This is a genomic window from Flavobacterium chryseum (assembly GCF_004362015.1).
Lineage (GTDB): Bacteria > Bacteroidota > Bacteroidia > Flavobacteriales > Flavobacteriaceae > Flavobacterium.
On record NZ_SNWW01000002.1, the window covers coordinates 144,522 to 156,775 of the forward strand.

Annotated in this window: 15 protein-coding genes; 9 read left to right on the forward strand and 6 right to left on the reverse strand. The window is 32.2% G+C overall.

Annotated elements, in window-relative coordinates; genetic code table 11:
* Positions 1-103: 103 nt before the first annotated feature.
* The 4 genes from EV143_RS04300 to EV143_RS04315 form a co-directional block, all read right to left on the reverse strand.
* Positions 104-1,204 carry an SDR family oxidoreductase gene (locus EV143_RS04300; protein ID WP_133506743.1) on the reverse strand — a complete coding sequence of 367 codons (1,101 nt, stop codon included), beginning with the start codon at positions 1,202-1,204 and terminating at the stop codon, positions 104-106.
* Positions 1,205-1,288: 84 nt separating this feature from the next.
* Complete coding sequence (locus EV143_RS04305) at positions 1,289-1,873, reverse strand: Crp/Fnr family transcriptional regulator (RefSeq protein ID WP_133506744.1); 585 nt, start codon at positions 1,871-1,873, stop codon at positions 1,289-1,291.
* A gap of 103 nt (positions 1,874-1,976) precedes the next feature.
* Positions 1,977-2,528, reverse strand: a complete 552-nt coding sequence (locus EV143_RS04310; RefSeq protein WP_133506745.1) for an antibiotic biosynthesis monooxygenase — start codon at positions 2,526-2,528, stop codon at positions 1,977-1,979.
* A 107-nt stretch (positions 2,529-2,635) separates the two neighbouring features.
* Positions 2,636-3,007: a hypothetical protein gene (locus tag EV143_RS04315; protein WP_133506746.1), complete on the reverse strand. Its 372-nt coding sequence runs from the start codon at positions 3,005-3,007 to the stop codon at positions 2,636-2,638.
* 184 nt (positions 3,008-3,191) lie between these two features.
* On the opposite strand from EV143_RS04315, the gene EV143_RS04320 reads away from it, so the two are divergent.
* The 6 genes from EV143_RS04320 to EV143_RS04345 all read left to right on the forward strand — a co-directional run bounded on the left by EV143_RS04320 (position 3,192) and on the right by EV143_RS04345 (position 8,160).
* Positions 3,192-3,569, forward strand: coding sequence for a hypothetical protein (locus EV143_RS04320; protein ID WP_133506747.1), 378 nt, complete (start codon positions 3,192-3,194; stop codon positions 3,567-3,569).
* Between the two features lie 131 nt (positions 3,570-3,700).
* Positions 3,701-4,276: a Crp/Fnr family transcriptional regulator gene (locus tag EV143_RS04325; RefSeq protein WP_133506748.1), complete on the forward strand. Its 576-nt coding sequence runs from the start codon at positions 3,701-3,703 to the stop codon at positions 4,274-4,276.
* Between the two features lie 50 nt (positions 4,277-4,326).
* On the forward strand, positions 4,327-4,731 hold the full coding sequence (locus EV143_RS04330) for a tautomerase family protein (protein ID WP_133506749.1): 405 nt from the start codon (positions 4,327-4,329) through the stop codon (positions 4,729-4,731).
* Positions 4,732-4,743: 12 nt separating this feature from the next.
* The gene (locus EV143_RS04335) at positions 4,744-5,286 is read left to right on the forward strand and encodes a nuclear transport factor 2 family protein (RefSeq protein ID WP_133506750.1); all 543 of its coding nucleotides are present in this window, start codon (positions 4,744-4,746) and stop codon (positions 5,284-5,286) included.
* A gap of 159 nt (positions 5,287-5,445) precedes the next feature.
* A complete protein-coding gene (locus EV143_RS04340; RefSeq protein WP_133506751.1) occupies positions 5,446-6,183 on the forward strand; it encodes a hypothetical protein in 738 nt (245 codons plus the stop codon).
* A gap of 435 nt (positions 6,184-6,618) precedes the next feature.
* Positions 6,619-8,160, forward strand: a complete 1,542-nt coding sequence (locus EV143_RS04345) for a hypothetical protein (protein ID WP_133506752.1) — start codon at positions 6,619-6,621, stop codon at positions 8,158-8,160.
* Positions 8,161-8,229: 69 nt separating this feature from the next.
* Here EV143_RS04345 and EV143_RS04350 read toward each other — a convergent pair whose 3' ends face one another.
* On the reverse strand, positions 8,230-9,132 hold the full coding sequence (locus tag EV143_RS04350; RefSeq protein ID WP_243739788.1) for a LysR family transcriptional regulator: 903 nt from the start codon (positions 9,130-9,132) through the stop codon (positions 8,230-8,232).
* A gap of 62 nt (positions 9,133-9,194) precedes the next feature.
* On the opposite strand from EV143_RS04350, the gene EV143_RS04355 reads away from it, so the two are divergent.
* Positions 9,195-10,157: an alpha/beta fold hydrolase gene (locus EV143_RS04355; RefSeq protein WP_133506753.1), complete on the forward strand. Its 963-nt coding sequence runs from the start codon at positions 9,195-9,197 to the stop codon at positions 10,155-10,157.
* 113 nt (positions 10,158-10,270) lie between these two features.
* Here the strand turns inward: EV143_RS04355 and EV143_RS04360 are convergent, their stop codons facing one another.
* Positions 10,271-10,699, reverse strand: coding sequence for an organic hydroperoxide resistance protein (locus tag EV143_RS04360; RefSeq protein WP_133506754.1), 429 nt, complete (start codon positions 10,697-10,699; stop codon positions 10,271-10,273).
* A 344-nt stretch (positions 10,700-11,043) separates the two neighbouring features.
* Between EV143_RS04360 and EV143_RS04365 the strand changes: the two genes are divergently transcribed.
* A complete protein-coding gene (locus EV143_RS04365; RefSeq protein WP_133506755.1) occupies positions 11,044-11,373 on the forward strand; it encodes a hypothetical protein in 330 nt (109 codons plus the stop codon).
* A gap of 204 nt (positions 11,374-11,577) precedes the next feature.
* A complete protein-coding gene (locus EV143_RS04370; protein ID WP_133506756.1) occupies positions 11,578-12,165 on the forward strand; it encodes a hypothetical protein in 588 nt (195 codons plus the stop codon).
* Positions 12,166-12,254 lie beyond the last annotated feature (89 nt).

The following is a 12,254-nucleotide window of genomic DNA, read 5'->3' on the forward strand; positions in this document are numbered from 1 at the left end:
TCATTTTTATTTTATTTCGCTATTTTGTTAAACTAGTATTGATATTTAAAATAAAATTAGTTGAGAAGCTTATTTCGTTCTTCGAGAAATCGTGAGATTTAAATCAAGGAATTATTTTATCATTTCGAAGTTGCTCAAATAATTCAAAAAAAGAATCTTTTGTGTTCTTATAAACTGAAAAACCCAATTTTCTGCTTCGAGACATATCGGTCATGACTTCTAAAGGTCGTCCCAGGTCAAGATCTGTATGCCATGCCGATGCTAATTGACCTAAATCATCTTCAATTAATTGATTTTCTTTTGCAATTTGTTTCCAAATAGCATTCTTATCATTTAGTACCGTTTCAAGTGGCTTTACAGTGCCGTTGTATCCTTCAAATTCAATTTGAAACCATTCTGCAATTTTCGTCCATAGCCATTTCCATCTAAAAACATCTCCGTTTGTAATGTTAAAAGCTAAATTATGAGCTTGGGGATTATTTGCTGCCCAAATTATCTGATCTGCCAGCACTTTTGCATCGGTAACATCAGATAAACCATTCCATTGTGCATCAGAACCCGGCCAGATAAACGGACTTCCTTCTTGCTTGCAAATACTGGCATAAACTGCTAAAGTGGTTCCCATATTCATGGCATTTCCAATCGTTTTGCCAATTAAAGTATGTGGTCTGTGTATGTTCCAGGTAAAGCCATCTCTGGCCGCAGCTTCATAAACTTCATCTTCCTGTGCATAATAAAAATTCTTTAAATCTAATCTTGGCTGTTCTTCTCTTAATGGAGTTTCCGGTAAAGTACCGGTTGTAGCATAGGCATCAAAAGGTCCTAAATAATGCTTTAGACCGGTAACAAGCGAAACATGTTGTACGGATTTTTTAACTGCTACTACGTTCAGTAAATTTCGAATCATCAAACTGTTAACTCTAATGTTTTCATCTTCTGTATCGTTTCGCATCCATGTTGTAAAAAATACATGAGTTGGCGATATGTTACTTAAAGCAATGGTTAACGATTCTTCATTAAGCAAATCAGCAGCAATGGATTGTAGTCCTTCAATATCGTTCTTGGGACTGCGGGAAAGTCCGAAAACTTTCCATCCGTTTTCTATTAATTTTGAGGCAAGATTGCTTCCGGAAATACCGGTTGCTCCAACTACTAAGGCTATATTTTCTGTTGATTGTGTTGCAGATAATTTTTGAGAATCCATGATATATTATTTTTTATCAAAATTACCTTTAATGTTAATCTTTAGCGATGACGTAAAACAAGAAATTCGATTGATCTAAATCAATTATTTCTGCGCAGCAATTACATTTTTTTTAAGTCGGCTAAGAGTTTCAGGCGAAAGTCCAAGATAAGAAGCGAGCAGATTTTGCGGTATACGTTTGATGAGATCAGGATTATTTTCTAAAATGTACCTGTATTTTTCTTCTGCTGTATGAGTATATGAACTGATTAATCTTCTTTCTTTTGTGATTAAGCTGTTTTGAAAAAGCAAGCGAAAATACCGATCCATTACAGGAACCTGAACGGTTAGCTTATCAAAATCCTCACTGGTGATTAACAGCACTTCTGTATCTTCCATGGCATCAATACTATAAAAGGCATTTTCTCCTCTAAAAAAGCTGCTCATGTCTGATGTCCACCAACCTTCTGGTGTAAACTGATTGATATGTTCATTGCCTTTGTCGTCGATATTATAAGCTTTCAAGAGACCTTTACTAACAAAAGCCATATATTTACAAACATGTCCTTCAACTAAAAGAAATTGTTTTTTCTTTAGTTTTTTAGGTTTAAAAAAAGTCTTTATAATTTCCTTTTCCGTTTGTGTTAAGGTGACTTTTTCTTCAAGATGTTTGAAAATTATATCGTACATATCTCGTGCTTTACTTTTTTTGAATTAGGAAGTATAACAAATGTATGACATTTATTTTTTAGCCTTACACAAAACCTTTATGCTGATTCTGGCGCTTTATCTATTATTTGTAAAGCCATTTTTTAATCAATTTTGTATAATTGGGCATCAACAGGAAAACCATTATAAAAACCACACAGCCGGAAACAAAAAATGAACTAATAAACCTGTTTTCAGGAAAGTGTAATATTTTTAAAACGGGCAGTACAATTAACGGAATTAAAAGTGATAACGGATAAATGGCAGACCACGTAACCAAGTACTGTTTCCATCGGGGCGGGATCTTTTTGTTTTCATTTTCAGAATCAAATAGAAATTCTAATCCTGACCTAATGAGATATTTATCATCTCCGGAAAAAATAGGTCTGGCTTTTTCAATAAGAATTTTTCTTTCGTTCGATTCCATCCAGTTTCTTAGGTTTTCGATGGTATCAAATCGTATAATTATAGTGTAATTAAAAGTTAGGTTAGGAATTGGACGGATAATCTGCCAATCGATAAAACCTGTAAAACTTCTGCAAATTGGACCAATTTCATTAAGCCAGTCTTCATATTGCTGTTGTTTTCCATTTACAATATGATGATTAATTACAACCGATGCGCCTTGGTTTTCCATTCTTTTATGTTTAAAAAATTACCTGAATAGTAGAATATTGTACGTAAAAATACTGTTTTTAAATTTCTGATAATTGTCAAATGATTCGTTTTTCAATACAATCAACTTTACTGGTTTGCAGCTTTTCTTTCATCATATTCAATCACTTGTTTTTTAGTTGAAAGTCCTTTCCAGCTTAGTTCAAGAATTTCAGTTAATAATTTTCGGTCATAATTATGCAGCCACATACAAATGTACGGATACGCCTTAAAATGATCGGGTAAATGGAAAATTTCCGGATGACTGTCTAAGTATTTGTCCCGTATTTCAAAATCAAGCCGAATGGGAATAAACTCACCGCTGTCATGAAGTCGGCACATTAATTTTCCGCGAACTTTTACAGATGGTGTTCCTTCGTGTGAAATTCCTTCTTCAGTATTCGGAAACGTTAAAGCAATACTCTTTACTACTTCAAAATCAGCATAGTTAAATTTTATCATTTGTCTATCAATTTTTAAGTTGTTTGATGAACCAGCTATTAATTATGCAATTATACTTTATTTTTCTGTAAGAAGTTTTACAGCCGTCTAAACTAAATTTGTAATACAATAAAATTACGTAATTCAAAATAAGAACAAAATTGAATTACTTTAAAAATAATAAATACGCTAAAAAAACAATATTATGGAAAAGCAAAACAACCACGAATATGGTCAGACAGATCCTGATTATATTGATCAAAATACACTTATTGACGGAAGTTATATTAGAAACGAGGAACAGTTTCAACAGAAACCTACTTCTGAGGATCCATTAGAATTTGGTGAAAGTGATCCTGATTCTATTGAGCAAAATACGCTTATCGATAATGATAATTATGCGAAAGACGAAGATCCATTTCAATATCAGGAAGAATTTATCGAAGATTTTAAAAATCCTGAAGTCAATAAAAATGTGGAGTCAGAAAACAATTCAAATCCTGAGCAAATTACAAATAAGCAGGATTCGAGATTACAAATGACGAAGAAGAAAACGATGACAATGAAAACAGATAGTTATTGAACTTCTAAAGTTTTTAAATAAAAAAGGCAAACTCTTGGGTTTGCCTTTTTTTATTATCTGTTGATTTAAAAAATCATAAAATGAGTCGGCTATTGAAGTATCTTTACATTCAAGATTTTATAAAAATATAAATGGAAGCATTACAAACTTTATTCACCGAAACTTTAGGACTAAAGGCTGCTCATTTTGAAGAATTTCAGAATGAACTGCGCATAAAAAACGTAAAGAAAAAAGAATTTTTAATTCAGGAAGGTGCTGTTTGCGATTTTATTGCCATAGTGATTTCAGGAACATTACGATCTTTTGTTCAGAATAATGAAGGTGAATTTAATAATGATTTTTATCTTGAAAATAGTTTTGCAAGTGCCTACACGAGCTTTTTAACTCAAATGCCAACCAACTGTAATATAGAAGCTTTGACGGATGTTGAAATTTATTCTATTTCTCATAAACAGTTTCATGCTTTAATCGAAAAAGATGCTAATTTTCTAAAAGTTGCCAAGTATATATCTGATGATTATTTTATTAGAAAATGCAAAAGAGAAACTTCTTTCCTGAAAAATTCTGCAGCAGAACGATTAGAAATGATTAGAAAACTTTATCCGAATATTGAGCAAAAAGTACCGCAATATCATATTGCCTCTTATTTGGGCATTAAACCTGAATCTTTAAGCAGGATCAAACTCTTAACATACATCAATAAATAAGTTTGTTGTTATACTGAGCTTTGTACTTCATTAATTTAAATATTTGAAGTATGCCAATAATCAGTTTAAAAGTAAGCGGTAAAGAAGATACTGCCTTAGCAAAAGAATTAGCAGTAATCATTAGTGACCTTACCAAAAAGGTCTTAAACAAAAAACCAGAAGTTACAGTGGTAACCGTTTCGTTTATTCCTGACGATTTGTGGTTTATAAATTCAGAATCACTGACTGAATTAAACGCAAAAAGTTTTCATCTTACGATTAAAATTTCTGATTCTACCAATCTAAAAGAAGACAAAGCCCAATATATTGATGCGGTTCATCACGCATTGGCGGCACGTCTCGGAACAATTCATCCAGTAAGTTATACTGCCATTGAAGAAACACGAGCAGATGCTTACGGTTATGACGGACTAACGATTGAGTATAAATGGATTAATAATCGTGCAAAACTTTAATAGTGCAAGAAAATGAAATATCTAAAACTTCTGGCTTTCCTCTTTTTTGTTGCTTTTCAACAAACTCAGGCACAAAAAAATACAAATAATAAAAAAGAAATACATGCCATTATTGAGCAATATAGCGAAAGCGTTATAAAAAGAGATTCAATAAAATTCTATGATTTATTTAATGATGGAACTGTTACCTGGTGTGCAGCGCTTATGGAAAAATCTCAAAATAAAGAAATTGAAACAAAAGGGATTGAAAAAGCAGGAAGCAATTACTTTTCAGGAAGTTATAAAGGTTTTTTAAGAAGTTTGTTCCGATATCAATCTACTGAAGATAAATTTGATAACATTCATATTATTGAAGATGGAACTGTCGCATCAGTAACAATGGATTATAGTTTTTGGGCCAATAACAAAATGACAAATTGGGGCAGCAAATACCTGACTTTAATTAAAAGAGATGGAAAATGGAAGATTACAAGCGTCATTTATTCGTTAGAACTTACTTCTTATTTTGAACAGCCTTCAGTTGCAAAAAGACAAAAAGATAAAAAATTGCAATAAACAGTTAAATTTATTTGTAACATATTTTTTCTATAATTTGTCTTTATTCGTAAGCCTTTAGAAAGTTAAATAACTATATTTACTTTTTGGTTGATAAGATTACGTTGTGCCAATGGACAGTTTTTATAACGTATGACCGAATAATTTTAAGTAGTTAAGATGGAACAATTTACCGTATCAGTAGCATCGGTACCTTTGGATGATAATCCGATACCGAATAGTCAAATTAAGAAAGCCGATCTATTACCAGATCCGGAATCTCGATTAGATTCTATGGAAATGAAAGAAAAACCTATCGCGGATTCCAGCATTCCGTTTAGAGATTTGACCAATGTTGCGAGTAAAAAAGAAAGCATTCACCGACTTATTGATAAATTAGATGTTGAAAACAATCTTAGATATCAAAAAACCGTAGAAGATACTTATTGCAACGTGTACTCTTACGATTATTGTTATTTCTCTAAAGTATATCTTCCAACGGTTTGGTGGACAGATGAATCTCTTGAAAAAGTATTAAATGGACAGGAAGTAGAACCTGTTTTTGAGCAAATGGTAGATCGCATTTACTCTAGCGCAATACACGATTGGTTTTTGCAATGGGGAGCCAGTTTTGGCTGGAAAAGATTTTTTGATCTTGATGAAATGCAAAATAAAGTAAATGAAAACGGCGGAATTGGAATAATTTGTGCCAAAAGAAAAATAAGAGGACTCTCCGGACATATTGTTCCGGTTGTTCCCGAAACCGATTTGCATAAAGCGTATCGCGAAAATGGCAAAGTGGTGTATCCGCTGCAGTCTCAAGCTGGAAAGCTGAATTATAATTATTTTTCAGAAGTTAGAAAAGATTGGTGGAATGATGAGTTATATTCCTCTCATGTCTTTTATTATCACGAATAAAAGACAATTGACTAAATCGGGCTAACATTCAAAAATAAATATTGATTATCAACTTGTTAAGCACTTGCAAATAACATAATAATACACTACTTTTGCAACTTAGAAAAAATAAGGGTTGCAAAAGTTGTGCTTTAGCCACTCTCCTGCTTAAATTATTGATATAAAAGTGATTAATAACAATAGTAAATTTTATTACCCCAATATAAACTTTACTTTTTAATTCATTTTTAAGTCGATACAAGTACAAAATTTCTAAAATATAAATTCCTATATTTTTAAAAGTAAATAAGAAACTTTTATAGTGGAGGCAACAATTATGCTTAATCCGTTATAAGGTTTTTTGACTCTAATTTTAACTAATTAGATTCCTATTTCGATTAAAAAATAATGCCTTTACAAGACTATAATAACCTTAAAAAAAGAAAGTAAGTATAAATGAAAGACAATCAGACAAAAAAATATTATTGGGGAATTGGATTAGAAAACGAAACCTATATGCAATTTGAAGAATCCCTAATAGTTTCTGGTGAGTTTATACAAGAAAAAATTGGTTTTGAAAAATATAGTATTGACTACAGAAAATGCTATAAACCGGAAAGCCTTGCTCCTATTTTAAAGAAAGCTTTTGGTTTGAATGAAAACTACAAAGTGAGCCGAATGATGAACAGTCATTCACTGGAAAAACTGGACATTAATTACCAACACAAAACATTATCGCCGATAAAACCATTGGTTGATACAGAAAATGGTGAGGTAATCGCGCAACCACTTGAAAACCCTGAATATCTTGGAAAATCAATCATGGAACTTTTCCTTGAAGATCAGCCGTATAATATTCAGAGTATGATTACCCAAAGAAATAAAACGATGGGTTCTGTACATTTTGATGGAGATTCTATTGAATTCGTAACTAAATATTTTGAAAACCGAACGATAGAAGATTCCTGCAATGAACTAAAAGCTACCAAAAAGTTATTTCTTGATAAAATCAATGAATCATCTGTATTGAATGGAAAATTAAATTTTCCTGATTACAATAATGGTCTTAATATGTTTATGACCAATCAAGAAAACCTGGTTTTGTTTAATAACGGAACGTATCATTTTCACATTACTTTACCGTCGCTAACAGAAGACAGCAGAATTGTAGATTATAATGAGTTTGAAAAAACACACGCCAACGCCATTTATTTATTGCAATGGTTTGAGCCGTTTTTCATCGCAACGCTTGGAAGCCCGGACATTATGGGCGTGATAAGCGATAAATACAGTTTAGATAAAAAATTCACTTTAGGTTCTATGCGAAATGCGATGTCTCGATACATTGGCGTAGGAACGTATAATAAAGCAATGCCAAAAGGTAAAATTTTAACCTATAATGTTGATGATTTTAGAAAACTGCTAAAGTTTGAAAAAGAAGAAAACATTTGGTGGCGCGACCAGATTGAAGCTGACATGGAATACGAAATGCTATCAGAGGTTGGTCTTGATTTTAATCAGGAAAAAATGTACCAAAGTGGTTTTGAATTCAGAAGCTTTGATGAATTTCCAGCAGAATACTTAAATGATGTTCTTTTTTCTATAATCCTTATTTGCGAGCATTCGTTAAATCTTCCTGATGTAAAATGGGGACATGACAGCAAAGCTTGGAATAACCTGGTTTTTAAAACTTTAAAAATGGGTTATGCAACTGAAATTAATGAAGAAGAAAAGAAAGAAGTTTTAGATTTATTACAATTATTAAATCCATCAAACTCTAATTACAACACTTTAAAACCAGAGTTTGAAGCGATTGTAATGTTAGATGAATTTTTCTTTAAAATTCTGGCTGTCTTACATGATTTATATAAAGACAACAATGTTTGTCTGGATTCTATGTGCGGACAAAAAACAAATTTTCCTCCAAAATGGGATAACTTTAATAAATATCAAACAGAAAGACATTTGAAGCAAATTGGTGATTTCTGTGATAATTAAAAAATATTTATTTCTATAAAAATATTAAATCCACATCGTAATTTGATGTGGATTTTTTTTGGCGTTACATCATTCTTTAACACCATCCAATCGATACTGATCTAAAAAAGCATTTAAAGCTTTAGAAGGCTGTTCATCGTTTCTGTAAATTAGCAATGTAGTCATCGTAGATAATTCTTTGCTTACAGGAAAGGTCTTTATATTTCGATTGCTATAATACAGGTTTATAACTTCTGCCGGAAGTATGCTGATTCCCAAACCTGCTTCAACAAAATTGATAATTCCTTCTATTGAATTTAGGACTGTACTTTTATAACGCAGTATTCCTTTTGAGCCCAGCCAGGTTTCGAGTCGTGCCCGGAAAAAACAGCCTTGATCAAAAACAACAATTTTTAAAGGATCTTGTTTTAATATATCAGTTAGCTTAGTGGCATCTTTGGCAGCAATTATAACAAGTTGCTCGTCCCGAACAGTAATTTGTTCTAAACCGGGAATATTCATTGGCGCTACAACAAAAGCTGCGTCAAGTTTATAGTCAAGAACATCCCGAATCAGTTTTGGTAACATTTCAGAATGAAACTCAAGCTCAACCCCAGGATAAAGTTCTCCAAAACTGCTTATAATTTCCGGAACTTTAAGCGCCATTGTCGTCTCAATACATCCAATTCGTATCGTTCCGTTAATATGTTCAACACTATGGATATCACTTTTTGCATCATCCAATAAACGTCCTATTTTTTTAGAATACAGCAAGAGTGTCTCCCCTGCCTCAGTAAGTACAACTTTTCTGGAAACTCTTCTAAAAAGTTCCGCTCCAAATTCCTCTTCAAGATTTTTAATTCTGGCCGTAACATTAGATTGCACGGTAAAAGTTGCCTCTGCGGCTTTCGTGAAGCTTCCGAGTGTTGCTGCAGCTTCAAATATTTTAAGATCATTACTATTCATATCATCATAATTAGTGATTAATCGCATCACAATAAATCGTTTTTGAGTATCAAATATAGGATGTAAATTTGTATTAAACAATTGATAATATGAAAAATATAATTAAATCGGTAGCAACATTACTTATTGTAATTCTACCCGGAATTTTGGTAAATGCGCAAGCAAAAAAAGCTTCACCAGCAACTGAAGCTGAGGCAATTCATTATAAGACCATAAAGGTCAACGATCTTACTATTTTTTATCGTGAAGCGGGTCCTAAAGATGCCCCTACACTATTATTACTTCACGGATATCCGACTTCATCCCACATGTTCCGAAACCTTATACCAATTCTGAGCAAAAAATATCACGTTATAGCACCTGACTTACCTGGTTTTGGTTTTTCAGACGCTCCGGATCATCTTAAATTCGAATATACTTTTGATAATCTGGCTAATACAATGCAAGGCTTTATCGATCAACTTGGTTTAAAACGTTTTGCTCTTTATGTGTTTGATTATGGCGCACCAACAGGTTTCAGACTGGCTCTTGCCAATCCGGAAAAAATTACGGGTATAATATCCCAAAATGGGAATGCCTATGAAGAAGGATTGAGTACGGGTTGGAATTCTATTCAGAAATATTGGAAAGATCCATCACAAGAAAACAGAGATGTACTTAAAACTTTTGTAACTAAAGAATCAACCTGGTTTCAGTACCACGAAGGCGTTTCTGATCCTTCACTTATTGCACCTGAAACGTATACTTTAGATCAGCATTTTTTAGATCGTCCGGGAAATGCAGAAATTCAGCTTGACCTTTTAAAAGATTACAGAACAAATGTTGCTCTTTATCCGAAATTCCAGGCTTATTTTAGAGATAAAAAACCAATGCTATTAGCCGTTTGGGGTAATCAGGATCCATATTTTCTTCCTGCAGGAGCCGAAGCCTATAAACGCGATAACCCAAATGCTACGGTTAAATTTTATAAAACCGGACATTTTGCTCTTGAAACACATTATAAAGAAATTGGTGCAGATATAGCTGCATTTCTTTCTAAACTGCCCAAATAATTGGTGTTTATTTTAATAATAGCATCATAGCTAAAATACAACCATCAACTATCTTAATAGGTTATTTATTAAGACAGTTGATGGTTGCTTTTTTTACTTTTTACTTTATTGAATTATAAAATATTGGTCTCCACTTTTATATTTCCATGTAAAGCTTTAGAATAAGGACATATAAGATGTGCAGCTTCGGCAATAGCGTTTGCAGTTTCACGATCTATGCCCGGCAGGCTAATATTAAGGTGTGCCTGTAAACTATACCCTTCTGTTTCAGATAATACCAAATCTATTATAGTATTAATGCTTGAATCCTGAGGAAGTTTTACATTAATTGCTGCTGCAGATTTTCCCATAGCGCCTAAAAAACAGGCTGACCATCCTGCGGCTAGCAATTGTTCCGGATTAGTACCTTCGCCTTTTGCTCCCGGAGATGTAAGCTTGATATCTAAACGACCGTCTGAGCTTTTTGAAGCACCTTCACGACCACCTGTAGTAAGTGTTGATCCACTATAAATTACTTTTCCTTGTTGAATTGAATTTTCCATTTGATGTATAAAAATTTAGTTAATAAAATCATTTCTAATTTCTTTGCCAAAGGTAAGGTCACTATACAGGCTTAAAAATTACTATTTATCCGAAGCGTGCAAAATTAGACTTGAAACTGCCATTTGTTAAGCTGAAAAATTCAAAGACCTTTGTTATTTAAATTATTATAAGACTTCAGCCTAAAATCAATTGCTTTAATTCAATAATAACATTAAAATTAAATAAATGGCAGCCATAATAGTATAATAGATTTTGCTGCACATCTGTCTAAATTTGAATAAGTAGAATTTATAAAATGAATAAATTTCGAAGAAGTGATAAATTAATCTAAAGAAAAAATAGTATGACAACAGATAACAACAGAAATTACGATCAGGATGAAAATAATTTCACACAGGATAATCAAAGCTATGTAGATCAGTATCAAAAAGAACATATTACTGAAGAAAATGAATTTGAAGAAGAACAACTTTTAAATGAAGGTGAGAATCTGGATACTGAATTTTCTAATGCAATAGAAAGAGATGATCAGGAAGATCTTGATGATGAAAATGATTTGGAAGAAGATGATGATTTAGAAGCAAATGATCTTGACGATGATCTTACAGAAGATTATGATGAAAATGATACTGAGCCAGAAACTTTTGCTGAAGACGGATACAAAATAGATTAATTTGAATTTAATTCTGAAAAGCAATAAAGAAATATTAATAAGACAAGGTTTTGATTTACGGAGAGGCTGTTACTGTATTTGAAGGAGAATTTAAAAATTAACAATCAAGTGTCTAAAATGCAATAAATACAATAATTAGATGTTTATTAATAAACGTTAATACGTTTAGTTTAAAATTAATTTGCATTTACTAATACAAAAAGTATGAAAAAAATAGTGTTCTTAATTATTATGACCGCTGCATCCTTACAAGGATTTGCACAAGAAGGTAATAGTAAATTCACTCCAATAAAGCCTATAACTCCTGAAAATAAAGAAGTTATACCACCCAAAGAAACTCCACCGGATGCACCGCCTGTAAAAGAGCCAACGGTTTTAAAAATTAATCCGGAAGAACTTTTTAATAATAGTAATTTATATAAAAAGGAAGCCAACGTTGAAGGTATTTTTTACAGACGAAATGAATATTTAGGCGGTTTTGTAACCAATTCAACTATTTCTACAGTTCGTTATCGTGATGCGGCTTTTGTAGATGGTGATAAAATTAGAGTTTACCTGAATGACAAAGTTATTGAACCGGAAGTGAGTTTGGTTGGAGAGTTTAAAGGATTCAAAATTACTTTGGTAAAAGGAATGAATAAAATTGATTTTGAAGCTTTAAACGAAGGTTCTGCTTCGCCAAATACAGCTGAATTTCAGGTTTTTGATGATGAAGGTAAAGTCATAGAAAATAGCCAATGGAATGTTGGTAAAGGGTATAAAGCCACTATTATTTTATATAAGGAAAAATAAAAATATTTCAATATATCACTTTGTAAATCCGAAAAGATTTGCAAATTTAAGTAAGTCTTTATTTAGCAATTATTCATTGTTAGATAAAG

What these genes read in the sequence shown, in the direction of transcription:
- EV143_RS04300 (WP_133506743.1), bottom strand. Translation starts at nt 1,204, where the DNA reads ATGGATTCTCAAAAATTATCTGCAACACAATCAACAGAAAATATAGCC.
- EV143_RS04340 (WP_133506751.1), top strand. Translation starts at nt 5,446, where the DNA reads ATGGAACAATTTACCGTATCAGTAGCATCGGTACCTTTGGATGATAAT.
- EV143_RS04320 (WP_133506747.1), top strand. Translation starts at nt 3,192, where the DNA reads ATGGAAAAGCAAAACAACCACGAATATGGTCAGACAGATCCTGATTAT.
- EV143_RS04335 (WP_133506750.1), top strand. Translation starts at nt 4,744, where the DNA reads ATGAAATATCTAAAACTTCTGGCTTTCCTCTTTTTTGTTGCTTTTCAA.
- EV143_RS04370 (WP_133506756.1), top strand. Translation starts at nt 11,578, where the DNA reads ATGAAAAAAATAGTGTTCTTAATTATTATGACCGCTGCATCCTTACAA.
- EV143_RS04365 (WP_133506755.1), top strand. Translation starts at nt 11,044, where the DNA reads ATGACAACAGATAACAACAGAAATTACGATCAGGATGAAAATAATTTC.
- EV143_RS04310 (WP_133506745.1), bottom strand. Translation starts at nt 2,528, where the DNA reads ATGGAAAACCAAGGCGCATCGGTTGTAATTAATCATCATATTGTAAAT.
- EV143_RS04355 (WP_133506753.1), top strand. Translation starts at nt 9,195, where the DNA reads ATGAAAAATATAATTAAATCGGTAGCAACATTACTTATTGTAATTCTA.
- EV143_RS04360 (WP_133506754.1), bottom strand. Translation starts at nt 10,699, where the DNA reads ATGGAAAATTCAATTCAACAAGGAAAAGTAATTTATAGTGGATCAACA.
- EV143_RS04345 (WP_133506752.1), top strand. Translation starts at nt 6,619, where the DNA reads ATGAAAGACAATCAGACAAAAAAATATTATTGGGGAATTGGATTAGAA.
- EV143_RS04330 (WP_133506749.1), top strand. Translation starts at nt 4,327, where the DNA reads ATGCCAATAATCAGTTTAAAAGTAAGCGGTAAAGAAGATACTGCCTTA.
- EV143_RS04305 (WP_133506744.1), bottom strand. Translation starts at nt 1,873, where the DNA reads ATGTACGATATAATTTTCAAACATCTTGAAGAAAAAGTCACCTTAACA.
- EV143_RS04325 (WP_133506748.1), top strand. Translation starts at nt 3,701, where the DNA reads ATGGAAGCATTACAAACTTTATTCACCGAAACTTTAGGACTAAAGGCT.
- EV143_RS04350 (WP_243739788.1), bottom strand. Translation starts at nt 9,132, where the DNA reads ATGCGATTAATCACTAATTATGATGATATGAATAGTAATGATCTTAAA.
- EV143_RS04315 (WP_133506746.1), bottom strand. Translation starts at nt 3,007, where the DNA reads ATGATAAAATTTAACTATGCTGATTTTGAAGTAGTAAAGAGTATTGCT.